The organism is Natronorubrum amylolyticum (assembly GCF_052040145.1).
In the GTDB taxonomy this organism is placed as follows: Archaea; Halobacteriota; Halobacteria; order Halobacteriales; family Natrialbaceae; genus Natronorubrum.
The window spans coordinates 159629-185139 of record NZ_JBPPFW010000005.1; the positions used below are offsets into that span (position 1 = coordinate 159629).

At 65.4% G+C, this 25511-nt stretch carries 24 protein-coding genes and 1 tRNA gene; 12 read left to right on the top strand and 13 right to left on the bottom strand.

The features are described 5' to 3' along the window. Nucleotides 1-129: 129 nt before the first annotated feature. Complete coding sequence (locus ACSFDB_RS18605) at nt 130-720, bottom strand: IMP cyclohydrolase (RefSeq protein ID WP_440772404.1); 591 nt, start codon at nt 718-720, stop codon at nt 130-132. 174 nt (nt 721-894) lie between these two features. Here ACSFDB_RS18605 and ACSFDB_RS18610 point away from each other — a divergent pair. Both ACSFDB_RS18610 and ACSFDB_RS18615 read left to right on the top strand, forming a co-directional pair. Then, nucleotides 895-967: transfer RNA gene (locus ACSFDB_RS18610), tRNA-Gln, on the top strand. Between the two features lie 131 nt (nt 968-1098). Beyond that, complete coding sequence (locus ACSFDB_RS18615; RefSeq protein ID WP_440772405.1) at nt 1099-1899, top strand: rhodanese-like domain-containing protein; 801 nt, start codon at nt 1099-1101, stop codon at nt 1897-1899. Between the two features lie 24 nt (nt 1900-1923). Here the strand turns inward: ACSFDB_RS18615 and ACSFDB_RS18620 are convergent, their stop codons facing one another. Continuing rightward, nucleotides 1924-3303, bottom strand: a complete 1380-nt coding sequence (locus ACSFDB_RS18620) for an oxidoreductase (RefSeq protein WP_440772406.1) — start codon at nt 3301-3303, stop codon at nt 1924-1926. A 252-nt stretch (nt 3304-3555) separates the two neighbouring features. Between ACSFDB_RS18620 and ACSFDB_RS18625 the strand changes: the two genes are divergently transcribed. After that, complete coding sequence (locus ACSFDB_RS18625; RefSeq protein WP_440772407.1) at nt 3556-3972, top strand: hypothetical protein; 417 nt, start codon at nt 3556-3558, stop codon at nt 3970-3972. A gap of 41 nt (nt 3973-4013) precedes the next feature. Here the strand turns inward: ACSFDB_RS18625 and ACSFDB_RS18630 are convergent, their stop codons facing one another. Next, nucleotides 4014-5057: an NAD(P)-dependent alcohol dehydrogenase gene (locus tag ACSFDB_RS18630; RefSeq protein ID WP_440772408.1), complete on the bottom strand. Its 1044-nt coding sequence runs from the start codon at nt 5055-5057 to the stop codon at nt 4014-4016. 185 nt (nt 5058-5242) lie between these two features. Here ACSFDB_RS18630 and ACSFDB_RS18635 point away from each other — a divergent pair, with 185 nt between their 5' ends. Beyond that, nucleotides 5243-6307: an amidohydrolase family protein gene (locus ACSFDB_RS18635; RefSeq protein WP_440772409.1), complete on the top strand. Its 1065-nt coding sequence runs from the start codon at nt 5243-5245 to the stop codon at nt 6305-6307. Next, nucleotides 6307-7128, top strand: a complete 822-nt coding sequence (locus tag ACSFDB_RS18640) for an iron-sulfur cluster assembly protein (RefSeq protein WP_440772410.1) — start codon at nt 6307-6309, stop codon at nt 7126-7128. The genes ACSFDB_RS18635 and ACSFDB_RS18640 overlap by 1 nt, the downstream gene beginning before the upstream one ends. A 27-nt stretch (nt 7129-7155) precedes the next feature. Here the strand turns inward: ACSFDB_RS18640 and cgi121 are convergent, their stop codons facing one another. From cgi121 to ACSFDB_RS18655, 3 genes are all read right to left on the bottom strand, one after another. Then, entirely contained in the window at nt 7156-7725 is a 570-nt protein-coding gene (cgi121, locus tag ACSFDB_RS18645; RefSeq protein WP_440772411.1) for a KEOPS complex subunit Cgi121, read from the bottom strand. After that, on the bottom strand, nt 7725-10091 hold the full coding sequence (locus ACSFDB_RS18650; RefSeq protein WP_440772412.1) for an ATP-dependent DNA helicase: 2367 nt from the start codon (nt 10089-10091) through the stop codon (nt 7725-7727). The genes cgi121 and ACSFDB_RS18650 overlap by 1 nt, the downstream gene beginning before the upstream one ends. 139 nt (nt 10092-10230) lie before the next feature. Further along, nucleotides 10231-10404, bottom strand: a complete 174-nt coding sequence (locus tag ACSFDB_RS18655; protein ID WP_440772413.1) for a DUF1059 domain-containing protein — start codon at nt 10402-10404, stop codon at nt 10231-10233. A gap of 184 nt (nt 10405-10588) precedes the next feature. On the opposite strand from ACSFDB_RS18655, the gene ACSFDB_RS18660 reads away from it, so the two are divergent. After that, nucleotides 10589-11023: a universal stress protein gene (locus ACSFDB_RS18660; RefSeq protein ID WP_440772540.1), complete on the top strand. Its 435-nt coding sequence runs from the start codon at nt 10589-10591 to the stop codon at nt 11021-11023. 92 nt (nt 11024-11115) lie between these two features. Here the strand turns inward: ACSFDB_RS18660 and ACSFDB_RS18665 are convergent, their stop codons facing one another. After that, the gene (locus tag ACSFDB_RS18665; protein ID WP_440772414.1) at nt 11116-11391 is read right to left on the bottom strand and encodes a hypothetical protein; all 276 of its coding nucleotides are present in this window, start codon (nt 11389-11391) and stop codon (nt 11116-11118) included. 147 nt (nt 11392-11538) lie between these two features. Here ACSFDB_RS18665 and ACSFDB_RS18670 point away from each other — a divergent pair, with 147 nt between their 5' ends. Further along, nucleotides 11539-11766: a zinc-ribbon domain-containing protein gene (locus ACSFDB_RS18670; RefSeq protein WP_440772415.1), complete on the top strand. Its 228-nt coding sequence runs from the start codon at nt 11539-11541 to the stop codon at nt 11764-11766. A 65-nt stretch (nt 11767-11831) separates the two neighbouring features. Here the strand turns inward: ACSFDB_RS18670 and ACSFDB_RS18675 are convergent, their stop codons facing one another. Then, on the bottom strand, nt 11832-13040 hold the full coding sequence (locus ACSFDB_RS18675) for an inorganic phosphate transporter (RefSeq protein WP_440772416.1): 1209 nt from the start codon (nt 13038-13040) through the stop codon (nt 11832-11834). A 114-nt stretch (nt 13041-13154) separates the two neighbouring features. Between ACSFDB_RS18675 and ACSFDB_RS18680 the strand changes: the two genes are divergently transcribed. Beyond that, complete coding sequence (locus ACSFDB_RS18680) at nt 13155-13400, top strand: ferredoxin (RefSeq protein WP_440772417.1); 246 nt, start codon at nt 13155-13157, stop codon at nt 13398-13400. 34 nt (nt 13401-13434) lie between these two features. On the opposite strand, the gene ACSFDB_RS18685 is transcribed toward ACSFDB_RS18680, so the two are convergent. Then, nucleotides 13435-14091, bottom strand: a complete 657-nt coding sequence (locus ACSFDB_RS18685; RefSeq protein WP_440772418.1) for a helix-turn-helix domain-containing protein — start codon at nt 14089-14091, stop codon at nt 13435-13437. Nucleotides 14092-14171: 80 nt separating this feature from the next. On the opposite strand from ACSFDB_RS18685, the gene ACSFDB_RS18690 reads away from it, so the two are divergent. Beyond that, complete coding sequence (locus ACSFDB_RS18690) at nt 14172-15611, top strand: cytochrome P450 (protein WP_440772419.1); 1440 nt, start codon at nt 14172-14174, stop codon at nt 15609-15611. Nucleotides 15612-15674: 63 nt separating this feature from the next. Here ACSFDB_RS18690 and mdh read toward each other — a convergent pair whose 3' ends face one another. Then, nucleotides 15675-16589, bottom strand: coding sequence for a malate dehydrogenase (gene mdh, locus ACSFDB_RS18695; RefSeq protein WP_440772420.1), 915 nt, complete (start codon nt 16587-16589; stop codon nt 15675-15677). Nucleotides 16590-16841: 252 nt separating this feature from the next. On the opposite strand from mdh, the gene ACSFDB_RS18700 reads away from it, so the two are divergent. The 3 genes from ACSFDB_RS18700 to ACSFDB_RS18710 all read left to right on the top strand — a co-directional run bounded on the left by ACSFDB_RS18700 (nt 16842) and on the right by ACSFDB_RS18710 (nt 18572). Continuing rightward, nucleotides 16842-17306 (top strand): TIGR00725 family protein, encoded by a 465-nt coding sequence (locus ACSFDB_RS18700; RefSeq protein ID WP_440772421.1) that lies wholly within the window; start codon nt 16842-16844, stop codon nt 17304-17306. A 60-nt stretch (nt 17307-17366) separates the two neighbouring features. Next, on the top strand, nt 17367-17795 hold the full coding sequence (locus ACSFDB_RS18705; RefSeq protein ID WP_440772422.1) for a GNAT family N-acetyltransferase: 429 nt from the start codon (nt 17367-17369) through the stop codon (nt 17793-17795). Between the two features lie 90 nt (nt 17796-17885). Beyond that, nucleotides 17886-18572, top strand: a complete 687-nt coding sequence (locus tag ACSFDB_RS18710) for an Sjogren's syndrome/scleroderma autoantigen 1 family protein (protein WP_440772423.1) — start codon at nt 17886-17888, stop codon at nt 18570-18572. 32 nt (nt 18573-18604) lie between these two features. Here ACSFDB_RS18710 and ACSFDB_RS18715 read toward each other — a convergent pair whose 3' ends face one another. The 3 genes from ACSFDB_RS18715 to ACSFDB_RS18725 all read right to left on the bottom strand — a co-directional run bounded on the left by ACSFDB_RS18715 (nt 18605) and on the right by ACSFDB_RS18725 (nt 25380). Then, a complete protein-coding gene (locus ACSFDB_RS18715) occupies nt 18605-20194 on the bottom strand; it encodes an HTTM domain-containing protein (RefSeq protein ID WP_440772424.1) in 1590 nt (529 codons plus the stop codon). 380 nt (nt 20195-20574) lie between these two features. Continuing rightward, complete coding sequence (locus ACSFDB_RS18720; protein ID WP_440772425.1) at nt 20575-22668, bottom strand: cation:proton antiporter domain-containing protein; 2094 nt, start codon at nt 22666-22668, stop codon at nt 20575-20577. A gap of 198 nt (nt 22669-22866) precedes the next feature. After that, nucleotides 22867-25380, bottom strand: a complete 2514-nt coding sequence (locus tag ACSFDB_RS18725; RefSeq protein WP_440772426.1) for a DEAD/DEAH box helicase — start codon at nt 25378-25380, stop codon at nt 22867-22869. Between the last annotated feature and the right edge of the window lie 131 nt (nt 25381-25511).

The following is a 25511-nucleotide window of genomic DNA, read 5'->3' on the forward strand; positions in this document are numbered from 1 at the left end:
GCCGGTCGGAACCGCGCGTCAAGTAGCTGCGGCCAGCACTGGCATCCCGGCCCGACCCGCGGCTCGAAAATCGTTCTCTGTCACGGAGCCGCGACTATCGCTGCCCTTGTCTCGAGGCAGCCCCCTCGCTCACTCGCCGTTCTCGATGGCCGTTTCGAACCCGTCGTCGGTCCGGGCGACGCCGGCCGCACAGACGGCGTGTTCGAACTCGAGGTTGTAGACCTCGCTCGCCGCCGCTTCGGCACTGTCGGCTTCGAGACCGAACGACTCCGGCGCGTCCTTCTCGTAGGTCGCCACGAGCGTCGGCTCCTCGACCGTCTCGACGAACAGGGCGTCCTTCCGGACGGTGCCGATCAGGGCCTCGCCGTCGTCACCGATCGTCGCTGCGATCCGTGGCGTGTTGTAGTCGTCCTTCTCGTAATCCAGCGCCAGCAGGCTCTCCGCGAGGGCGTCTCGAGCGGGATAGCCGAGTTCGAGTTTCTCCGCAATCGGATCGACGTGCGAGCCGTTGCCGAAGGCGGCCGTCTCGCCGGTCGGCGTCTCGACCACCCGCAGGCAGTTGTAGGACACGTAGGGGTTGTCCGTCTCGGGGGCGTCCGCCGTGGGGCCGACGGTAAGGGCGTCCTCTCGAGCGGTGATCTCCCGGTTGGGGAACGAGCGCGACGACACGCGGTAGGCGCCGACGTCAGGACCGACGACGACGAATCGTCCAACGTACATACGCGGGAGTGTGCGAGAGAGGGGAAAAGGGGTGTCGGTTCGACTCGAGCGGCCGTCTTCGCGGGCACCGTACCGCGATGTACTTCGACATCTGGTCCAGTTCGTAACACTCTAATACGGACACCAACTACTGGCTGGTACGTCGTCGGAAAACGAGCCCGGCGAAACATGTCAAGTCCATTGGGGTAGCGGCCAATCCTGAAGCCTTCTGGGGGCTTCGACCCTGGTTCGAATCCAGGATGGACTACTCCTTTCCGTTCTTCGACTCGAGCCCTTTGAGCCCATCCTCTCCGACTCTCCAGTGGAAACGAAGGGGTCGAGCCCGCGTCGTCGATCGTACCAGAACCCCTATCTGAGTTGCATTCGTACTGACTGGCAATGAATCGACGGCAGTTTTTCACAGCGGGGGCGGTCGTAACCGCCACGACCGTCGCTGGCTGTCTCGGTGGTGACGACGAGACCGATAACACGGACAATGGAGTCGACGACGTCGATCAGGGAGACGGCTACGGTCCGGAGCCTGACGACGAACTCGACGAGCGATCGATCGACACCGACGACTACGAGACGATGTCCTACGAGGGCGTCGAGGTACCGCTCGCCCCGATCGAGGACGTTTACTACTGGTACGCGCGACAGGAAGCCCGGATAGTCGACACGCGAGACGCCGGTTCGTTCGAGGACGCCCGAATCGTCGGTGCCGCGTTGAGTCCCGCACCCGACGGCGGCGACGACGATCCAGTCGCGGGCTGGGCCGAAGACGACCGAATCGTGACCTACTGCGTCTGTCCGCACGCGATGGCCGTCCAGCGGGCCGCGGGGTTGATCGATGACGGCTACGAGAACGTCTACGCGCTCGACGACGGCTTTCAGGAGTGGATCGAAACCGGCTATCCGATCGAAGGGAACGACGTCGACGACGCCGCCAGCGCGAGCCTCCCGGCGTACCACGTCGAAGGACGGTCCGATCCGGCCTACGCCGGCGAGTACGTCTCCGTCCGGACGCTCGACGACGACAAGCGGGAGATGAGCCTCGTCGACGCCGACGGCTCCTATGAACTAACACTGCATTTCACCGGACTGACCGACGACTCGCTGCTCGAGGTCGAGGCTCCCGACTACACCCGCGAACTGACGCTCGCGGAACTGACGAGCGACGTCGTCACGGATTCGGCCTGATCCCGTCTCCTCCACAAACCCCGGTTACGTCCGCTCATACGCGCCCTCGCGCTCGAGTTCGCCCCGTTTTCGCAACACGCTTGGCGTCCGGCAGATACCTGGCGCGCCGGTCGCCTGCGGCACCGTACAGTTGTTACAGTTCTCACAGAGGACGCGCAGGTCGCCGTCCGTCGGCGTCTCGGCGTCGGTACCGTTCTCGAGCAGCCGCGCCCCCAGCCGGGGTTCGGCGTAGAAGGGGCGGGCCATGCCGACCATGTCGCAGGCGGGCGCCGCTGGCGTCGCGCCGCCGTCTTCGCTCCCGGCGCCCGAGCCGAGCAACCGATCCATCTCCCGTCGCTCGCGAATCCCGCCCTCCGCGAGCACGGGGATCGACACCTGCTCGCGGACCCGCCGGCAGAAGTCCTCGTTCCACGCGGAGTCGAAATCGTACTGCAGCGACTGGACCCGGTTTGCGGCGGCGACGAGCCGTCTGCGCGTCGCGCCGCCGAACGCCGCGTCGTACGCCTCGTGCAACTGTTCGTTCCCCCAGGCTCGCTCGGGATACTCCCCGCGGACGATGCTCATGTCCCAGACGACCGACGTCTGGACGGGGACGACCGCGTCGTAGCCGATTCGTTCGAGTCGCCGGGCGATCTCGATCCCGTCCTCGAGCGAGAGCTTCCGGCGCACGACGGGCGCGGGCGGTGCGGGCGTCTCGGCGGGCACCTTGGTCATCAGCGGAACGTCGCCCGCCCGCTCGCGGATCTCGTCGTGGACGAGCGCGAGGAACTCGAGTCTCGCCTCCGGAGAGCCGCCGAACTCGTCGTCCCGCTGGTTGTAAAACGGCGAGAGAAACTGCTGGACGATGCCCATGTTCGCCCCCGAGAGATGGATGCCGTCGTAACCCGCTTCCGCAGCGGAGGCCGCAGAGCGTCCGAAATCGGCCGCGAGTTCGTACACCTCCTCGGTCGAGAGGATGTGAGGATCGTAGGCGAGAAACCCCAATCGATCCAGCAGTCGCAACTGCCAGGGTGGTCTCGAGACCGCCAACTGCTCCATTTCCGGATGCGCCTCGCGATACTCGGCGTGCCAGGTCTCCATGCTCCGCAGGCCCCCGTGCTCGAGTTGCACGAAGATCCGGCTGCCGTGCTCGTGAATCCGGTCGGTCAGCCGCGACAGTTGCGCCACGAACTCGGGGTCGTGGACGCGGGTCATCCCCGGCGCGGCACAGCCGCCGTCGCCGCGGACGATGGTCGCCCCCTGACAGAGGAGGCCGACGCCGGACTCGGCGGCCGGCTCGAGATCGTCGATCAGCGTCTCGACCGCGTCGGGGCCGTTGCCCGCACACTCGAGCACTGGCGCGCGATAGAGCCGATTGGGAACCTCGCAGCCGCCGATCTCGATGGGGTCCTCGAGGGTGGTCATACCGACGCTATCACGGGATCGTACAAGAGCGTGCCGTCCGTGCGCACGACGTCCCCGGCCGCGTCTACGGCGACTCGATCGCCGTGACGGTGACGGATGCAGTAGCGGTGGTGCGTTGCCGCCGTTCGGATGCAACTGCCGAGGATTGCGGTCACCGAAATCAACGTGTTTTACCGGGCTCATATCGATACGGCAGACGTATCAATTATTGTAAGAAAACGTCTCGTTGTTGGCCGTCAACGTGTCGACTGTATGACTCGTATACGCATGGACCCGACGAACCAGACGACGACTGCCATCGCTTCGAGACTCCTGCCCTGGTTTCGCGTGGTGTTCGGAGCGATCGGGCTCCTGGTTCCGCGCGTGCTCGGTCGGTGGTACGGCCTCTCGGCGAACGGCGGCTCCCTCGACGTCGCGCTTCGCTACGCGTGCATTCGAGCGCTCGGGCTGGGAATCGGCCAACTGACGGCGAGCGGGGCGACCCGCCGCGAGTGGGATCGCATCGCCCTCCTGATCGACGTTCTCGATACGCTCATGCTCCTCGAGGCCGCCGTCCGAGGACGGATTCCGAAACGAAGCGCGCTCGTGATGCTGAGCGGGACGGTCTCGGGTGTCGTGGTCGGACTCCTCGTACGGCGGGACGGTGCGCCCGCTCGAGCGTCCGACTGAGACCGGGATGGGACGATTCGACCCGATTCGACTCGAATCCGTTACGGCGGCGTCAGGACCGCACGCCCCTCGATCTCGTTGTGCTCGAGGCGTTCCGCGACCGTGTTGATGTCCGCGAGGTCGTGGGTCTCGGTTCGCAACTCGACGTCGCCGCGGTCGACGAGCGTGACGAGTTCCTGCAGTTCGGCGTACTTCCCGACCAGCGTGCCGCGAAACGCGAACTCGCCGTTGACCAGCGCCTGGCTGGGTTCGTGGACGTGGCCGCCGTAGCCGACGATGTGGTGGTCGCCGCCCGCGGCGACGATCTCGGGTGCCAGCGCGGTCGTCTCGTCTCTCCCGACGAAGTCGACCACCTGTTGTGCGCCCTCGTCGTCGGTCAGATCCGCGATCACGCTCGGAACGTCTTCGTCGGCCGAGTTGACGGTGTGGTGGGCTCCCAGCTCCGTCGCCAACTCGAGCGCTTCGTCCTTGATGTCGGCGGCGACGATGGTCGCGGCACTCGTGGCGTCGAGACACTGGAGGCCGATGTGGCCGAGTCCGCCCACGCCGATGACGACGCAGGTGTCGCCCGGATTCAGTTCGCGGACGGCCTTCTTGACCGCGTGATAGGCCGTGATCCCCGCGTCGGCGTGGGGGGCAATCTCCGTCGGATCGACGCCGTCGGGCAGCGGGATCACCGCCCGCTCGTTCGTCTGCAGGTACTCGGCGAAGCCTCCGTCGGTGGTGAGCCCGTTGAACGCGCTGTTCTCGCAGTACATGTCCTCGCCGAGCCGGCAGGGCCGACAGATGCCGCAGGTCTGGACGGGGTGACAGATCACCGGATCGCCCTCCTCGACCAGCGTCACCTCCTCGCCGGTTTCGGCGACGATGCCCGCGTTCTCGTGGCCGAGCGTCATTGGGAGCTCCTGGGGGGCGTACTCGGTCCACATCCCCTCGACGATGTGGTTGTCAGTCTGGCACCACCCCGCGCCTTCGACCTCGACCAGGACGCCGTCGGACTGGTCGATCTCGGGCCGGTCGACGTCTTCGATCTCCAGGGCCTCGCTCATCTCGTCGGTGTACTCGTGAAGTCTGGCTGCCTGCATGATACTGTCTCACATTCACCGTCCCCCACCAAAACGTTCCCCCCGCCTATCGCTTCTTGTGAATGTTTGAAAGCTGATATTGGTGAACTGAACCGATAATTTAGTCGGTCAAGAGTCGCGTATATGGGATATTCAAACGTATCTGAAAAAGAGTAACGTGGTATGGTAACAATGTTCATAATGCGATGTACGAGCACGACGGCGAGGACGTATTCGTAATCGACTCCCACGTTCACCTGTGGGACGCTACCGAGGGGAACATCACACACGAGGGCGGTGAGGAGTTCATCCAGTGTTTCTACGATTATCACACGACGTTCACGCCCGAAGAGCGTCAGTGGGATATCGAGGAGTATCGGCAGTACGGTGCCGACCGGATGGTCGAGGACCTGTTCGCCAACGCGGCCGCGGACATGGCGATCTTCCAGCCGACGTACCTCACCGACTTCTACGAAGACGGTTTCAATACGACCCAGCAAAACGCCGAACTCGCGACCGAGCATCCCGAGCGGTTCGTTCTCAACGGGACCTTCGACCCGCGCGACGGCGAGGAGGGCCTCGAGTATCTCGAGGAACTCCACGACACCTACGATATCCCGGGTGTGAAACTCTACACCGCCGAGTGGCGCGACGAATCGAAGGGGTGGCGTCTCGACGACGAGGAAGCCTTCGAGTTCTTGGAGAAGTGCGCCGAACTCGGCATCGAGAACATTCACGCGCACAAGGGACCGACGATCCGGCCGCTGAACCGCGACGCGTTCGACGTGGCCGACGTCGACGACGCGGCCTCGTCGTTTCCGAACCTCAACTTCGTCGTCGAGCACGTCGGCCTCCCTCGTCTCGACGACTTCTGCTGGATCGCCGCCCAGGAGCCGAACGTCTATGGCGGACTCGCGGTCGCCGCGCCGTTCGCCCAGAATCGCCCGGGCAAGTTCTCGGAGATCATGTCCGAACTGCTCTGGTGGCTCGGGGAGGATCGTGTGCTCTTCGGCTCGGATTACGCCATCTGGAACCCCGACTGGCTCGTCGAGGCGGTCCTCGAAGCCGAACTCACCCAGGAGGATCGGATGGAGTACGGCGTCGAGTGGGATCTCGAGACGAAAAAGAAGGTCATGGGTGAGAACGCCGCCAAACTCTACGATATCGACATCGAGGAGAAACGGCGGCAGTTCCGGGACGACGAGATTAGCCAGCAGTTCGACCTCGGGGACCACTACGCGAGCGAGGAACCCGCGGCGGCGGACGACTGATGACCGCGAACAGTCACGACGGCCCGACTCGAGCGGCCGTCCGCGACCGACTGGACCGGGTCGCCGATCCGGAACTCGACCGCTCGATCGTCGCCCTCGAGTACGTCGATTCGATCGATATCGACGACGGCCGCGTGAGCGTCGCGTTCACGCTACCGACGGCGTGGTGTTCGCCGGCGTTCGCCTGGATGATGGCTGTCGACGCTCGCGACGAAGTGGCGTCGCTGCCGACGGTCGAAGAGGCTCGCATCACCCTCCGCGAACACATGCACGAGGACGAGATCAACCGCGGCGTGAACGATCGACTGTCCTTCGCGGCGGCGTTTCCGGACGCCGACGGCGACGTCGAGGCCGTCCGCGCGGAACTCGACGAGAAGGCGCGGATCGCACGGCAGTACGATGCGGTCGAGGCGCTTTTGGACGCCGGCCTCGAGGCGGACGCGATCGTCGACCTCCGTCCCGATGATCTCCAGGGGATCGAGTTCGAACGCCTGACCGACGATCGGCCGTACCCCGCTGAAACGGACGCTGAAACGGCCGAATGGATCTCTGTCTACGTCCGCGATCGGTCGTTCGCCGTGACCGTTCCGTCGGAGCCGATCGAGCGGTATCTCGAGAAGACCCTCGAGACGGAGCTCGTCTCGAAACCGGACGATATCCTGTTCCGAACGCCCGAGGGCGACCCGATCGATCCCGACGCATTCGAACTCGTCCACCGCAGGGGGCGACTCGGCAAGGTCAACATGTCGAGCCAGGGCGGAATCTGTGACGGACTTCGCGAGTCTAGAAACGGTCGCCGCGAGAAAACTGCGGACGACTGATTGGTTCGGGGAGCTCCGCTGTACCGACTACTTTTCGACCTCGAGTAAGGCGACGCGCTCGCGGACCAGTTCCGAGAGCGTCGCGTTCGTCGCCGTCCGCTCGCGGCCAGCGATATCGAAGAAGGCACACAACGTTTCCTCGTCTCGGGAGTCGAGCGTTGGCTCCCTCCCGACGACGGCGTCCAGTTCCGCGAGTTCCTCGAGTGCCGCCGTCTCGCCGACGTCGGAGCCATCCGCTGCCGTGTCGTCCTCACCGTTCGCGCCGTCTCGACCCCCTTCGTTTCCGGTGGAACCCGTGTCAACAAGGACCACGGCTCGACTCTCACCCTCGCTGACGCCCATCTCGAGGGCGCGATCGATCTGTCGACGTCCGGCGGCGTAGAGCAGGATCTCGACGGCTCGGTCCCGGGCGACGTTCGTTCCGCGGGCGATGGCACGGTCGGCCAGTTCCACGGCCCGCTCGAGGTGGGATGGGTCGGCGACGTAGCGCGCGTCGAACGCCTGGATCGTCGCGCCGTGTCGGTCGCCGATTTCGCCAATATCGGCGACGAAGCCGTCGAGGTCGTCGACGGAGAGGGTGCACTCGAGGAGCTCCATCAGAAATCACCCAGGCTGGATTGGCCGTCGTCCGCCGCTTCGTTCGTTGTTTCCTCGTCGCCTCCGCCTTCAGTGCTCGAGCCGGCGGCCCCTGCGTTCGCCGCTGCGCCGACCGGTTCGACGCCCTCCATCGAGGGGTCCTCGCGGCCGGCGTTCTCGAGGATGTTCTCCGCCGTCTTCTCGCCCTTGAGTGCGCCGAGGACGACGCCCTTGTCGGCGCTCCGGAGATCGGCCGGTTCCTCGATGCCGACCGCGTAGAGCTGACGGGCGCGCTTGCGACCGACGCCGCCGACGGAGACCAACTCGAGTAATTCCTCACTCACGCCGTGCTCGACCCGAGCGCGGGCTTCGCGGACGGCGACGGTCCACTCGCTGTCGATCTCCGCGGCCAGCGACTCGGCCGCGCCGAGCAGCCACTCGGCGGTGTCGACCTTCCCGCGGAGGTCGCCCGGACCGATCTTGTACCGTTCGGTCAGGCGTTCCTCGTCCTCCTCGCTGGCCCAGTCCTCGAGCAGTTTGCCCGTCTTGAGCGCGGCCAGCCAGTCCTCGAAGCGGTCTTCCTCGTACTCGCTCGGCCTGTCGCCGAGCAGTTCGGCCTCCCGTTCGTAGTAGAGTTCGCCGAACGTCTCGTCCTCGCCCGAGCGCAGGTAGAGTTCGTACATGTCGGGCGTTCGCGAGACGAGTTGGTAGAGGCCGAGCGCGGTCGGCCGGTCCTCGGCTCGCTCGAGTCCGTGAACGATCTCGGCGGCGCTCATCGGATCGAGATAGAGCCGCGAGACGGTGTGGCCGAGACTGGTGGCCTCGAGAGTCTCCTCGCGTTTTGCTTCCCGCTGTGCCGCGAGGTCGGCCGCGGAAGTGAACGCACCGCCGTCGTCGCTTTCTTCGCTCGTTTCGCTACCGTCTCGCTCGCGCTCGATGAAATCGTTCCGCTCGAGGTAATCGAGGACGTCGTCGGTCACCCGCTCGAGGCGCCCGGCTTCGGTCGACTGGCTGGCATAGAGGGTGGCCTCGAGGAACTCGAGTAATCCCTCACGCGTGCGGGCGAAACCGGATGCAATCGTCGCGAGCACGTGCGTTCGCAGGGCGGGCTCGGCCGCGAGTTTCGACCGGACGGCCTCGGGGTCGGCCCAGACGTAGCGGTCGAACAGCTCTTCGCTCTCGTCGTGGCTCTTCGCCAGCAAGACGGCCTCGCCGTAGGGGTCGAGTCCCGGTCGCCCCGCTCGGCCCATCATCTGGTGGACCTCGAGGACGTCGAGCGGGGACATCCCGCCCGCGCTGGGGTCGAAGCGCCGCCAGTCCCGGACGATCACGCGGCGCGCAGGGGTGTTGACGCCGGCAGCGAGCGTCGGCGTCGCCGAGATCACCTTCAGCAGGCGGTCCCGAAAGGCGTCCTCGACGAGCGTTCGCTGGGTGCTCGAGAGGCCGGCGTGATGGAACGCCGCGCCCCGCTCGACGCAGTCGGCCAGATCCTTGCTGGTCTCGGTGTCGCTGTCCTCCCTGATTTCCTCGGCCAGATCGACTAACGCTTCCCGCTCGTCGCCGTCGAGTTCGCGACTCGAGACCTGCCCCAATCGGCTCGCGGCGGCCTCGGCGTTTCGCCGGGAGTTGACGAAGACGAGCGAGGAGCCGCCCTCCTGTAAGATGTCCCGAACGAGCGCGGCCTCCTGCTTCTCCGATCCTTCGACGGGTACCTCTCGCGTCGAGCCGTCGTCGAAGTTCAGGGCGTTGCCGTAGTGGACGCCCATCCGCAGGTCGATCGGTCGCCAGTCGGTGTCGACGAGCGCGGCGTCGAGCCAGTCGGCGATCTCGTCGGCGTTGCCGACCGTCGCGGAGAGCGCGACCGTCTGCATGGCGGGGTTGAGCCGCCGGAGTTTCGCGAGGGTGACCTCGAGCGTCGGTCCGCGGTTTCGGTCGTCGATCAGGTGGACCTCGTCGCTGACGACGCAGGTGAGGTCCGACAGCCAGTCGGCCCCGTTGCGGACGAGCGAGTCGACCTTCTCGCTGGTCGCGACGATGATGTCTTTCGTGGCGAGCCACTCGCTGGTGCTCTCGTAGTTGCCCGTCGTCACGCCCGTTGTGACGCCGAACTGTTCGTACGCCTCGAACTCCGCCTTCTTCTCGCTGGCGAGCGCTCGCAGGGGGACGATGTACAGCGCCTTTCCGCCGCGCTCGACCGCCGACAGCATCGAGAGCGCGGCGATCATGGTCTTCCCGCTTGCGGTCGGGACGGCGGCGACGAGGCTCTCACCGTCGGTCGCGCCGGCCTCGACTGCTTCGGCCTGTGGCGGGTAGAGCTCCTCGATGCCCTCGCTTCGGAAGTGGTCGACGGCACCGGCCGGGAGCCCCGACAGCTCCTCGATATTCATTACTCCTCCTTGGCGCGTCCCGTGGTTTAAACTGTCGTCTCGAGTGCCGTTGGCACTGTCCGCTCGAGCGCCGGGGTCGATCCGGCGTCTACGAAAGGCGTGCGAGAGGGTGCGTCTGCGGACCGACTCCGTCGGATCGTCAGACGACTTGCAGATGCTCCTCTTGCAGTTCCTCCCTCGTGACCTCTTGGTCGTGTATCTCCTTCATGTGGTTCTTGGCCAGTTCGACCGCCTCGTCTTCGTTTTCTGATTGAATGATGAATCGACACTCATCTGACACCGCTTCGCAATCGAGTTTGTGTGCTTCTGCCATCGGTTGAGTCACCCGCACTCCAGTATGATATTCGATCACATAGATTCACCTCGTGATCGATCCCCACTCCCTGCACAGCGTGCAGGGCGCGCCTCGATTCGAGAACCGGTGAGCAACACGTAGACGGAGAACGGGATTACTCGCCGGCGATAGACCGATGGGGGCGGCGACCCAAGACGGACCGATGGCCGACCACGATCACGTCCTCGTCCCGACGCTCGGTCGCCCGCGGGAGGACGAGGCGCTCGCGTACGCCCTCGAGACGTTTCCAGACGCCGGCGTCACGCTGCTCGCCGTCGCAACGCCGCTCGACGCGCGTATGAGCGAGGGCGGGATTCTCGAGCGCGACGACGAACGCACGACACTGGCACGCGAGCGAGCGACAACGCTCCTCGAGACGATCGACGAACCGACCGCGACCGAGCGGGTCCGTCTCGAGATCGCCGAGGGACGGCCCGGAACCGTCGTCCCGCAGTACGCGAGCGAGGAGAGCGTCGATCACGTCGTGCTGTACGGCCACCGAAGCGACACGAAGGGGTTCGTCCAGCGATTCCTCGGTCGCGGCATCGCGTCGACGGTCGTCGAACGGACCTCGAGTCCGGTGACGGTCCTCGAGTAGTCACTCTGGCGTTATCGACGGTCGAAAATGCGGAAAACGGTTGCGGAGCCGTCGACTCGGTTCCGCCATCGAATTCGGCTCGGCTGCAGTCGTCAGTCGTCGGCCGTGACGGTCGCGTCCTGTCGGGTGGTCTCGGTCGATCCGGACAGGTCACTGAGCGGCGAGATACCGCCCGCGAGGATCGCCGCGGCGACCAGCAGCGCCGAGGAGAGGACGACGTACTCGTCGCCGCCGTAGCCGGCAAGGCTCGCGCCGAAGTCGACGACGAAGACGACGAAGAAAAACGAGACGATCGCCAGGATAATCATCAGCACGAACGCGACGAAGTTCGAAACGAAGTCACCGATTGCCTGAGTGATGGTACTCATTGTCTACGGTTTCACTCTCCCGATCACTGAAAAGTGTACTGATATATCATATAGGTTTCATACGCATGACCTGTCCGCGGCCAGCGACACTCGTATTATCGTTCGGCCTCGAGTAGCCCACGATACGGAGTCGCTCCGAGAGCACCCATGAAACCGGTCTACTACTGCAGTCGCTGCGGCGACGAGATCTCTCGCCACGCTGAGGAGTGCCCCCACTGTGGCTATCATCCCCAGTCGATCGCCTGGCGGTTCGGTGCAGGGGCGCTCATCTTCGGCGGTGCACTGACGCTCGTCTCCCCACCCGTCGGACTGCTCGGCATCTTCGTCGGCCTCATCGCCGTCGGCGGGAGCTACCTGCTGTCGCCGGCCGAGTGACGTTCACTCGAGCGCCGAGCCTGACTCGAGGCCAACTCGGCGCTGATGCATCTCACGTGGCGATATCACTCCCCAATAACCATCGCGAGTAGCTGGTAGAGTCCGTAGCCGACGACGATCGAACTGCCGAGGGTCAGCAGCCAGAACGTGATCGTAAAACCGATCTTGCGTCTCGAGACGCCGGCCGACCCCGCTGCCAGCCCGCCGCCGATGACTCCCGAGAGGATGATGTTGTTGACCGAGATCGGGATCCCGAGTGCGATCGCGAGCTGTGCGATGATGAATCCCGGGACGAGCGCGGCGATCGACCGTCGAACGCCGAGCTGGGCGTACTCTCTGGAGGTGGCCTGGAGGAGCCGCGGCGCGGCCATCCAGGCGCCGGCGAGGAGCCCGGTCGCGCCGATCGAGAGCAGGACGATCCCCGGGAGCCCAAGTTCGACCCGAAAGAGGTTCTCGAGGGGTCCGGTCGCCAGTCCGACCTGCGAACCGCCAGAGGAGAAGGCGACGATACCGCCCAGCACGAGGAGGAACGAGCGGATCCCGGCCTCGACGGAGACGAGAACGCGCTGGCGGACCCAGTGAAAGGCGAGCGCGCCGACTCCGATCGTCACGAGGACGGTGCCGAGATCGACGCCCACCGCGAGCGTGGGGCCACCGCCGACCTGCCGGGAGACGAATCGCGCGATCGACCCCTGGTCGGCCGTCGGATCGGGGATGACGCCGAGCCGGATGTTCGCGACGATCGCGCCGACGATCCCTGCGAGCAACGGGACGCCGAGGGTTTCGGGAATGTCGTCGCGTCGCAGGGTGACCGCGGTCGCGTACGCCAGGCCACCGGACATGATCGGGACCATCAGCCAGAACGTGCCGAGTCGCTGGTAGGTCGCCATCGCCGGATCGCCGCCCAGCGAGAGCCCGACGCCGACCATCGCGCCCGTCGTCGCGAACGCCGCGGGGATCGGATACCGCGTGTAGATGCCGACCGCCATGAACGTCGCCGCCGTCAGCAGGCCTGCAGTAGCCGCAAGCGGTGTGATCGTGACGCCGTCGATGAGGTCCGCGCCGATCGTTTCCGAGATGCTCCCGCCCTGCATGAGCGCGCCGGCGGCCGCGAGCAGGCCGATGACGAACGCGGCCCGCATCGTCGAAATCGCGTTCGCACCAATCGCGGGCGCGAAGGGTGGTGAGTTGCTGTTCGCCCCGAGTACCCACGCCATGAACAGGCAGGTGAGAATGGCGGTCCCGACGAGGACGGCGAACGACAGTGCGACCATTCCGTCCGCTTTTGTTCTACGACGGACCGGAAAAGCGTTCCCTCGGTCGACTCGTTCGCCAGCCACCGAGTGTGGTCCGGAAGCGGTATGTCCCAGACGCCCGAACCGTCGCGTATGAGAGTCGAGTTCGACGAAGACACCTGTATCGGCATGTATCAGTGTGTGGCTGAGTGGGGCGCCTTCGAGAAGGACAAAGCGAGCGGGAAAGCGATCCTCGAGGACAGCGAGGAGGTCGAAGACGGGATCTTCGCCCGCGAGGTGCCCGAGGACGCGGAACTCGACGCGAAGTTCGCCGCGCGAACCTGTCCCGTCGACGCGATCAGGATCTACGACGACGACGGCGAGCAAATCATCCCCTAATTCTCGAGTCGACCGTCCCCAGTTCTCCGCGCCGTTATCGTCGCAACGCCGCGTCGACCAGCTTTGATTCGACCGTCCGGAGCAGGGTCGACGCCGCGCTCTCCGAACAGTCTAACGCCGACGCGACTTCCGCGAGCGACCCGCTGCGCGGAACGTCGTAGTAGCCGCACTCTCGAGCCGTTTCCATCGCTTCGAACTGCCGAGCGGTGAGTCTCCCCGCGAGCGTCTCGGCCCGGCGCTGGTGGTCGCTTACCCGTTCGACTTCGACGCCGACGTCCTCGGGGAACCGCTCGACCAGCCTCGCGAGCGCGTCGGGTTCGCCGAGGACGGTGACGTGGACGCGTTCCCGACCGGTGTAGACGATCGGCGGGACGATCACCAGGCCAGGTTCGTCGAACGCGCCCATCAGCGTCGCGTCGGCGGCCCGAACGTCCATCACGGCGTAGGCGTAGAACGTGTCCGCGTCGATCGGCGTGAGATCGAACCGGTGGACAACGTCCAGATCGACCGCCGTCTCCCGTATCGCATCACGATCGCCGACGATCAGCGAGAGAAACCGAACTCGTTTCGTTTCGGGGTCGACGTGCCACGAGAGCAGTTCCTCGCGGTGAAACTCGAGTTCGTCTTCGAGTGTTCGGACGGGAAGCTGCATTCGCTCGGGGAGCCGGAGGGTGAGATCCGTCGATCGCATACCGGTACATCGTCGGCCAATATAACAAGGTTCAGTGCTTCGGGAACACGCCGATGTTCACTACGGTCCTCGGTTCGACCATGAGCGAGACACCAGCGTTGCAGTCCGACGACGCGACAGCCCCGAAGCACGACCGCTCGAGTGCCGACCGGCCGCCGGAAATTCGAGGCCTTCCAGTGGTCGGGAGCACGCTGTCGATCGCCCGCGACCCGCTCGGGTTCGTTGAGTCGGCCCGCGAGTACGGCGACGTCGTCGCCTACGAGGGGTACGGTACCGAGTTCGCGCTCGTTTTCGATCCGCGCGCCGTCGAGACGGTGCTCGTCTCGCGCTCCGACGCGGCTCGGAAGGGCGACTTCGAGACCGAGTTCGGCGAACTCCTCGCTCCCGAGGGCGTCGCGTTCACCGAAGGCGAACGGTGGCGACGCCAGCGACGGCTGTTGCAGTCGTCGTTCACCCCGGACCGGATCGACGCCTACGCCGACGAAATGGTCACGGAGGCGACGGCACTCCTCGACGGCTGGGACGACGGCGAGACGATCGCGCTCGCGGACGAGCTATCGACGTACACCCTCCGCGTGCTCACTCGAACACTGTTCGATGTCCCCCTTGAGGACGCTCACGCCGAAACGGTCAGGCGGGCCGTAACCGCCATCGACGACTACGCGTCGCCGCGACGGCTCGCGCTCGAGTCGGTCCTGCCGTCGTGGCTGTCGACGCCCGCCGAACGCGAGTACGAGGCGGCAATGGCCGATCTCGAGGCCCTCGTCGACGAGCTAGTCGCGACGCGCCGCGAAGCGAATGCGGCCGGCGACGACCTCCTCTCGGTGCTGGCCCGTGCGGAGTATCCCGACGGCTCCCGGCCCACCGCCGAGGAGGTTCGGGATCAACTCGTCACCTTCCTCTTTGCCGGCCACGAGACGACCGCAACGGCGCTATCGATCGCCTGCTGGCTGCTCGCGGATAACTCCTCGGTCCGAGCCAGCCTCGAGCGCGAACTCGCGACCGTCTGTGGCGACGGGGAGCCTGGACTCGAGGATCTCGCTGATCTCGCGTACACGGAGGCCGTCGTCAGGGAAGCGATGCGGCTCTACCCGCCGGTAATCGGCGTCTACCGCGAACCGGAGTCGCCGATGGTGCTGTCGGGCTATCGCGTTCCGACCGGGACGACCCTGCAGCTCTCGGTGTACGGCATCCACCGCGACGACCGCTGGTGGGACGACCCCGAGACGTTTCGACCCGAGCGATGGCTCGCGGACGACCCCGGGGACGAATCCGAACCCGAGCGGACGGACGACGGTCGAACCCTCGAGTCCGATTCCGACCGACCCGAGTACGCCTACTTTCCGTTCGGCGGCGGGCCGCGTCACTGTCTGGGTATGCGATTCGCGATGGTCGAACTCAAACTCGCGCTCGCGACGATCGCCCGCCACGTCGAATTCGACCGCATCACTGACTCGCTCGAGCCGTCCGTCGGGATCACGCTCGACCCCGGGCCGCTCGAGGTTCGCGTCCGAACGTGAGCTGACTGCAGGGGCTCGAGGGCTCGGTCTACTGAGAAAAAACGCGAGTCGGAGAGGCGGCGATTACGCGATCTCGTCGTACTGCTCGGAGAGCTTCTCGGCGGCCTCGCCGAGCTGGTCGCGCTCGAACTCCGAGAGGTCCCACTCGACGACCTCCTCGATACCGTTCGAGCCGAGCTTACACGGAACGCCGAAGGCGGTGTCCTCGTGCCCGTACTCGCCCTCGAGCGGGACGCTCGCGGGGAGTACTTCGCCGGTGTCGCGGATGATCGCTTCGACCATGTGCCCGACGCCGGTGGCCGGGCCCCACTCCGTCGCGCCTTTCTTCTCGATGACGTTCATCGCCGAGGTCTGGAGCTCCTCGAGCAGTTCCTCCTTCTCCTCGTCGGTGAACTCGAGGTCGCGCCCGTCGACGCGGACCTTCGAGAAGACGGGAACCTGGGCGTCGCCGTGCTCGCCGAGGATGGTCGCGTCGACGTTCTGGACGGGCACGTCGAAGCGCTGGGCGATGACGTACCGGAAGCGAGCGGAGTCGAGCCGTCCGCCGAAGCCGACCACCTGCTCGCGGGCGCGGTCGCCCGCTTCGTAGAGGTGACGGTTGAGCAGGTCGACGGGGTTCGACGTCGTGACGGTGACGAAGTCGTCGTTGTGTTCTGCGAGCGAGGAGCCGATGTCCTCCATGATCGGCGCGTTGTCGCCCGCGAGGTCGATACGCGTCTGGCCCGGCTGGCGCGGGATGCCGGCCGTGATGACGACGACGTCCGATCCCGCCGTATCCTCGTAGTCACCCTGCCGGATCGTCGTGTTCGAATCGTAGGCCACCCCGTGGTTGGTGTCCGCAGCCTGTCCGATCGTCGTATCCTCCTGATCCGGAATGTCGACGAAGACGAGTTCGTCCGCGATATCCCGAAGTGCGATGTTGTAGCCTGCGGCGGCCCCGACCGTCCCGGCCGCGCCGACCACGCTAACTTTCGTCATACCACGTAATGATCCACCGCCCCACGCGTTAAATCCGTCGAAAACTCCTCCCTCGAACGATCTGACGAGAATTATGTCGACAACTGTCGAACTCGTTTCGATGCGCAGCTATCGTCTGCAGAATATCACGTTCCGGCGCGAATACCGCCGGCGGAGGCCGAAAAGTCGACGATCGTTTCGTCTCGAGCCCATGATTCGTCGCGCTTGCCCGAGACCGAACCGACCATTGTCCGTGCCCGCAGTCATTCCCGTATGCGAGTCAGCGTCATCGGCGGCGGAGCGATCACCGTCGAACAGTCGGCCCGCGCCGAAGCCGTCGGACGAGAACTCGCCGCTCGCGGCCACACGGTCGTCTGCGGCGGCCGCGGCGGGACGATGGAAGCCGTCTGTCGCGGCGCCAAGACCGAGGGCGGAACGACGATCGGGATTTTGCCCGGCGACCGTCCCGGCGACGCGAACGAGTACGTCGACGTCCCGATTGCGACCGGACTGGGCCACGCCCGGAACGCCCTCGTCCCGCTGAACGGCGACGCGGTGATCGCGCTCACCGGCGGCGTCGGCACGCTCACCGAAATCGGCTTCGCGGGCATCTACGACCGTCCCGTCGTCGGTCTCGAGACCCACGACGTCTCCGAGGTCGGGATCGATCTCGAGACCGTCGCAACTCCCGAAGCGGCCGTCGACGCCGTCGAGGCCGCAATCGAGGGCGAGCCCTGAGCGCCGGTGGCGGGAACCGAACCCGGAACCGTCTTTTTCGGCGCGCGAGTCGAGTGCCGTATGGCCGACGCCGACGACACCGACCCGTACCACATTCGTGAGGAACTCCCCGATCCCGAGGCGTTCGTTTCGCTGCGCGAGGCCGCGGGGATGCCGCCGCGCTCGCTCGAGGGGGTCGAACGCGGCCTCCCAAACTCGCTGTACGGCGTCGTGGTGGTCCACGAGCCGACCGACGAGCCCGTCGGGATGGGACGAATCGTCGGCGACGGCGGCACCGTCTACCAGATCTCGGATATGGCGGTCCACCCGGATCATCAGGGACAGGGGCTCGGCACGCGGATCATGACCGCTCTCGAGAGCTACATCGACGAAACGGCGCCGTCGCAGGCGTACGTGAACCTGATCGCCGACGTCGACGGCTTCTACGAGGGATTCGGCTACGAACCGGTCCGACCCGACTCGAAGGGGCTGTACCGGCGGACGGAGTGAGCTACCGCGGACTCGAGTGCCGATCAACGGCGCGTTCCCGGTGCGCGACCGTTCGCAGCTTTTTCGACGTTCCACTCCCTCTAGACGAGTATGAGCGACTTCGACAAGGAAGCCGAACGCGAGAAACTCCGGGAGAAGTACGAGCGCGACGAACGCGAGCGGGAGGCGACCCAGCGCATGAGCGACCTGCTGCTCAAAGGTGCCACGATGACGAACGCCCACTGTGGCACCTGCGGCGACCCGCTCTTTCAGGAGGACGACACTACGTTCTGTCCGAGCTGTCACGGGAATCCCGACGCCGTTCAGGGGACGGAGCTCGAGGCCCAGCCGGCCGACGAGGAGACTGCCGATACCGAAGCCCAGCAGACGGATCCCACACCGTCGACTCCGACCGACGCTGAGGTCGGTCAGACGGGCGCTGACAGCAGTCCGGCGGTCGACTCGGCGGCCGCCCCCGGGCACGACCCGGCCGACGCCGACGGACGAGACGACTCGAGCCCTGAGCTCGGTTCCGCTCCCGACGCCGAGTCGAGCACCGTGGACGAGCCGCGGCCCGAGGCCCCGTCGCCGACCCCTTCACCTCGGTCGTTCGACGGCCGTCGCCCGGCCGCCGGTCCCTCGCCGGCCGACGACGACCTCGAGGCCGCCCACGCCTCGCTCGTCCAGGCCCTCGAGAAGTTTGCGACGAAAGCAGCCGAGACGGACGATCCACGGTACGCAAAGGAGTGTCTCGAGGCCGCTCGCGAGGCGAGCGAGACGCTCGAGACGTTGCGGTGAGCGGTGGATGATCGGCCGTTAGCCGTTACCCGTTAGAAATCCGGCGGCTGGATCTCCTTCGGTTCGTTGTCGCCGCAGCCGTGCTCGTACAGCTGTGACGTGCGCGTCTCCCGGTTCTCGTGGTCGTCGATTGTGTCGTAGGTGATGTCCTCGTAGACGACGTACATGTTGATGTGGGTCAGTTCGACGCCGTACTCCTCCTGCCACGTCTCACAGAGGTGGTCGGCGAGGATCGGCGGCACGTCGTTGTCGCTGAACCCGCCGCTCCGGACGCTGTTCATGTAGAACCGGTAGCGATAGGTGTCGTACTGCGTGTGCAGTTCGTCGGACGGTCGCTCGTAGGTCAGCGGTCGGTCGTTGTAGACGTCGATCCGATCACCCTCTGCGGTCTCGGCGGGGAAGACGTAGTAGCGGTCCGTCGTCCGCGGATTCGGCGCGAAGACGCTCCAGTTGGGTTGATCGACGCCGAAACTCGAGGCCACGTCGTCGACCCGTTCTTCGGGCGTCGAGTTCCCGTCGATGAGCGCGACGGCCGGGACGTACGACAGAATAGACAGCAAGACGAGCGAGCCGAGGACGACGCCGAGGGTGACGCTGTAGGCACCGGTTCGAATCTGGTCGAACGACGGTGCACTCACGCGGGGGTACGGGACGGCGGCGGCGACCGACTCGAGTCTGGTCTGCGTTCCGGTGAGTCGTGACGTATCGAACTCGACGAGCGCGGCGACGGCCTTCAGATCGTCCCAGAACTGCGCCTGCAGGAACAAGAGCAGGCCGGCCATCGCGACGTAGGGGAACGCGCCGATGCGGACGGTGAGGATGAACGAGGCGTGGCCGCCCGCGAACAGCGCAACGAGGAACATGCGCTTTCGCCCGACCAGCACGAGCAACAGCCACGAGAACATGAGCATATAGTACCACATGTAGCTGCCCAACTCGAGCAACACCGGGAACTGCCGGGCGTACCCCACGAAGAGGAACGTCATGTCGTCGAGGCCCATTATCAGCTGCGTCGCTTCCCCGCTGGTCCACAGTTCGTTCTCGGACTTGTGGTACCAGTTGAGGAAGTACATGTAGACCATCTGGCAGAGAATCAGCGCGGACGCGACGCCGGCGACCGACGGTCGAGGCTCGCGGCCGGCGTGGACGGCGTCGACGGACCAACGCTCGCCGAGTGGCAGAAAGATGGCCCAGAACAGCAGGAGCCGAAAGAGCGTGTCGGCGTAGCTCAACACCAGCGGGTTGTGGTGGTCGAGCGAGACGACGAACAGGAACGAGAGGATCGTCGCGATCCGGGTCTTGTAGCCGACGATCAACTGGACGGCGATCAGGATCTGGATCCCCATCAGGAGGGCAATCAGCGTGGGATCCGTCGTCAGGTGGTAGAACGAGAACGCGCTGTCCGCGCTCAACTCCATCGCGAGCGACCGCGGAACGACTCCCTCCTCGGTGTAGAAGTGCGTGAAGTTACGCGCCCGCAACAGCACGTCCGCGATAATGAGCAGCCCGACGAACACCCGAAAGACGGCCAGCGTCCGCGTGTCTATCCGGACACACTGGGCGACGTTTCGCTGCACTCGCCGTGCGAGCGTCTCGAGTCGGGGTTTCACGGAGCCCTCCATTCGATACTAGATGTCAACAACGACGAAATAGTCGTTTCGGTCACGGTCCGTGGATCGACTCCGGACGAGGGGTGGGCGGATCTGGCAGGTGCGTTGGCGGTCATCGTGAGGGCGTGGTGACGTCGTCCGCGAGAGGGAACGGCTCCGATTCGTCGTCAAGTCGGGGTGGAGGAGACTGTCCAGCCGTCGCGGACGACGGTCGACGTCTGCTCGCAATCGAGAGGCATCCGGTATATGTTTTCTGTTCAGCACGACTCCGCTCGAGACTACTACGCTCGCACCTGGCCGCGGCTCGAGTTTCGCAGATCAGCCGTCGGATCGCCACTCAGCGGCTGTATCGGCCGCTAAACGTGCGGGGATTCGGAGTCGCAAACCGGTGCTCAGGAGAACCGGAGGAACTGTCGGTCGTCGGCTCGCTCCTCGGTGGCCGGATACATCACGACGAAGTTCCCGTTCGTGAGGGTGGAGATGCTCTTCGGGAGCGTCTGCAGTCTCGGGTCCCACCCGATATCGTTCCGGCGTGCGCTCATACAGACGACGAGGTCGTCCGAGCGGACGTCGTCGCGGAGCGCCGCGAGCAGCTCGTCCCAGTCGGTTAGGTCGACGAACTCGCCGGGTGCGTCCGGCTCGACGAGGCCGAACAGCCGTTGACACTGCGCTCGATCCCCATCGATGACGAGTCCCCGAATTGGCGCACCCGTCTGCTCGGAGATGAGCTTCACCGTGTGCAACGCCTCGGAGAAGCCGTCGTTGTGGTCGATCCCCGGCGGAAGGACGAGAACGATCCGCCGAGTCGTGTTGAGCCGTTCTCGCACGCGGCCGACCAGCGCCAACTGGGTGGTTCGACTGAGCACCCGGTCGATGGTGTGGCCGAACACCTGCTGGGTTCGTGATCGAGCGCCGTCCCAGCCGATGACGAGCGTGGTGATCCGGTTCTCGACGGCCGAGTGGACGATGCCGGAGGCGATGTTGTGGTTGACTCGAGTGTGTTCCTCGATCGGGACCTCGGCACCCGAGGCGTAGGCCTCCATCTCGTCGAGCAGCGCCTCCGCTTTGGCGACTTTTGCCTCCGTTCGCACGTTTGCTTCGGGACGGACGACCGCGACGGTGTGGATCGGTTCGTCGTCGCGCTCGTTACGGATCGTAAACGCCAGATCCAGCAGCGACTCTCTGTACTTCGAACTCGCCGAGACGGGGACGAGGATTCGCTGTCGCGTGTCGCTCGGATCGTACTCCTCGTGTTCGCGTGCGCGAACGAGTGCGCCGCCGGCGCGTTCGACGAGCGCCGGACTGACCAGACTCACCACGAGGATCATCAGTACGACGGCGTTGATCATGTCCTGATCGAAGCCGGGAACACCCGCCTCGAAGCCGATCTGGACGATTGCGAGGGCAGCGGCGGCCTGGCCGACCGAGAGACCGAACATGCCGAGCACCTGGTCGCGGTCGTAGCCGTAGACTCGCCCCGTCGCCCACGCGGCGACGTACTTCGTCGCGAAGACCATCACGATCAGCGAGCCCGCGATCACGAGGGTTCCGGCTCCCTCGAGCACCACTCTCGCGTCGACGAGCATCCCCACGGAGAGCAGGAAGAAGGGAATAAACAGCGCGTTACCGACGAACTCGATGCGGTTCATCAGCGGCCCCGATTCGGGAATCAACCGATTGAGCGCGAGACCCGCGAGGAACGCCCCGATGATGTGTTCGACGCCGACGAGTTCGGCGAGGAAGGCACAGATGAAGAGGACGGCCATCACGAACAGGAACTCGAAGTAGCTCTCATCGCCGTGGATCCGGAAGAACCAGCGTCCGAGTCGGGGGACGAGCAACCAGATACCGACGAAAAAGAGCGTCAGTCCGACGCCGAGTTGCAGCCAGAACGCGGCGTCCAGGACCCCGTCGACGGAGGCGATCACGACCGCGAGCACGAGGAGGGCGAGCGTATCGGTCAGGATCGTGCCGCCGATCGTCGCGGTCATCGCCTCGTCCGTCGCGATGCCGAGGCGGTTGACGACTGGGTAGGCGAGCAGCGTGTGGGAGGCGAAGATGGCCGCGAACAGCGACGCCGCGCCGAGCGAAAGCCCCAGCACGTAGACGCCGACTACCGTTCCGACCGCCTGCGGAATAACGAACGAAAACAGCCCGAAGACGATGCTCCGATCCTTGTACTCGATGAACTGGTTGAGATTGATCTCGAGGCCCGCGATGAACATCAGGTAGATCAGCCCGACTTCGCCGAGCAACTGGATCGTCGCGTCTCGCTCGAGCAGGTGGACGCCGTTCGGGCCGATCGCCGCCCCGATCAGGATGATGCCGACGATCCCCGGGAGCCGGTAGCGTTTGAGAACGAGCGGGGCGACGAGGAAGATCACCATCGCGAGCCCGAAGATGAGCACGGGATCGTCGAACGGCGGGGTCAGCGACGGGCCGGTCGCCAGCGGCGTCGCTGTCTCCGTGGTCGTCGTCGACTGCATCGACGAGGCTCCTCCCGGGTTGGCTCCGTTCATCGCGTCACTGTCGTTCGATCGTCGTGGAATCTGTCACTGGTATCCGATCGCCGCGAGGTCCGTCACTCAATGTCCTCGCTGAGCGCCTCGTCGCGCTATCGTTTCAGTAGTTCGTGGAAACAGCCGTCCGCTCGAGTCGTAAGCGGTCGGTAATTCGGTCCCCGATTACTTCGATCCCGTGTACTCGGTCCCGATGACTTCGCGCATCCGTTCTGCCGTCACCGCGCCGACGCCGTCGGCTGCCTGCAGTTTGTCCTCGCTCGCGATCATCACGGCTTCGACGGTGCCGAACTCCTCGAGTAGCGACCGCGCGGTGACGGGACCGATCTCGGCGATCGAGGAAACGACGTACTCCTGCTGTTCGGCGACCGTCTTCGCTCCCTTCTCGCCGTGGACCGACACCTCTCGGTCGGACGTCTCCTGCTCGCGGCCGGCGATCACCGCGAGCAGTTCGGTCGTTTCGTCCTCGCCCTCGGTTCGCAACACGCTCGCGCCGAAGTCCACGGCCAGACTCGAGAGCGCGCCGCGAATCGCGTTCGGGTGGATGTCTCGCTGTTCGTAGATGCCGTCGCCCTCGACGATCACGATCGGCCGGGAGTAGTGGCGGGCCATCGCGCCGACCTGCTCGAAGATCGACCGGTCGCCGCCGACCAGCGAGTCGACGAAGTCCGCGACGGACTTGCGCTCGACGACGACGCGGTCCGAACAGACGTAGTCGCCCACGTCGAGCGTCTCGAGGCGGATCTCGATCTCCTCGCGTCTCGAGAGATCCCGCGCGATGTTGGCGTCCATCTCTCGCTGGTCGGCGACGATCTCGATCCCGTCGCCCTCGGCGTGGGGTTCGTGGGTTTCCACGGAGTCGGCTTCGTCGTCGACGGCTTCGCCCTCGAGTTCGCCGTCTCCGTCACCCGATTGCTCGTTTGCAGCGGCCGCTTCATCGGTACTCGCCTCCGAGTTGTCGCTCGAGAAATCCTGCAGTCCGGGCTGTGCCGAAACCCCCTCACTTCCACTGGAAGAATCGCCGACTGCGGTCGAATTACTGTCTCTTCCGTTCACTTTCGCTTCGCTGTTGGAGCCGCCGTCGAAATCCGACAGCGCCTGCTGAGAATCGTCGAGTTCCTCGGCGAGCGTGTCGGCCATCCCCTTCAACTCGCGCAGTTCGGACTCCATCTCCTTCTCGCGTCGCTGGGAGATCCAGAAGTAGGCCTCGTCGCGGGTGTCCTCGGCCATGAGGACGACGACGCGGCCCTCGGACTGGCGGCCCGTTCGTCCCTTGCGCTGGATGGACCGAATTGCGGTCGGGACGGGTTCGTAAAAGAGCACGAGGTCGACTTCGGGGACGTCCAGCCCCTCTTCAGCGACCGACGTCGAGACCAGCACCTCGAACTCGGCGGCGCGGAACTGGTCTAACACCTCCTGTTGCTGGTTCTGGGTCATCCCGTCCGACCCCTCGCGGTCGCCCTGGCCGACGAAGCGCTTGGCGTCGAAGCTGTCGTTCAAAAACTCCGTCAGCGCCTCGGCCGTGTCGCGGGACTCGGTGAAGACGATGACCCGTTCGCCGCCCTCGAGCCCCAGCGTCTCCGCCAGCAGCATCCGTGTCTTGCGGTACTTCGGGTGCAGTTGGTCGAAGCTCTCGGCCTTTCGCATGGCCTCCCGAACCCGCGGATCGGAGACCATCCGTTGGCTCGCCTTCGACGCGCCCGACGACCGCGCCTGATTGCGCTGGCGGTCGAAGTACCGACAGACCGCCTCAACGCTCTGGGTCTCGACGAGCGTGACGGCCTGCCGGAGCTTCATCACCTCCGCGTGGACGGACATTCCCTTGAACCCCTCCGACTGGTCGTTGTTGATCAGCTGCTGGAGCTCCGCGCGCATCCGATTGAGGTCCTTCTGGGACTGGTCGGGCTGGGTCGACTTCGCGACGCCGAGTTCCTTGAGTTTCTCTAAGCGGTCTTTGATCACCTCGTTCAGCGCGTCCCGGATTTCGATGACCTCCTCGGGGAGGTCGATACGCTCCCACTCCACGTCGGTGTCGTGGGTGAACTCGCTGACGTCGGCGTCCTCCTCCGTCATCACCTCGACGTCCTGGATGCCGAGGTTGGCACAGACCTCGAGGATGGCCTCCTCGTCGCCGCCGGGCGAGGCCGACATCCCGGTCACGAGCGGCTGGCTCGCGTCGGCGTGGTAGCGCTCGGCGATGTAGTTGTACGCGTAGTCGCCGGTCGCGCGGTGACACTCGTCGAAGGTGAGGTGGGTGACGTCGGCGAGCGAGATCCGGCTCCCGACGAGGTCGTTCTCGATCACCTGCGGGGTCGCCATCACGACCGTCGCTTCCTCCCACGTCTCGGCGCGGTCGTCCGGGCTCACGTCGCCGGTGAAGACGACGATCTCCTCGTCGGGGATCTGCAGCGCCTCGCGGTAGAAATCGGCGTGTTGCTGGACGAGCGGTTTGGTGGGGGCGAGCATCAGCGCCTTGCCGCCGACCTCCTCGAGTCGCCGTGCCGTGACGAGCAGGCTCACCGTTGTCTTACCCAGACCGGTTGGGAGACAGACGAGGGTGTGTCCGTTCGCGGCCGTACCGGCGAGTTTGAGCTGGTAGAGTCGACGCTCGAGGAAGTCGGGCTCGAGGAGTGGATGCTCGATTGAGGGGATCTCCGTTCCCTCGTCCGTAGCTGCCATTGGCTGTGGTTCATCGTCGGCGCGAATAAGGGTTCTCGTACCGCGGCGGAAGTGAAATCCCGCGCTGTTCGAGAGACGGTCGCTGTTCGTGCTATCTGTCGACAAAGATTCTGAAGCAGCATCGACTAGCG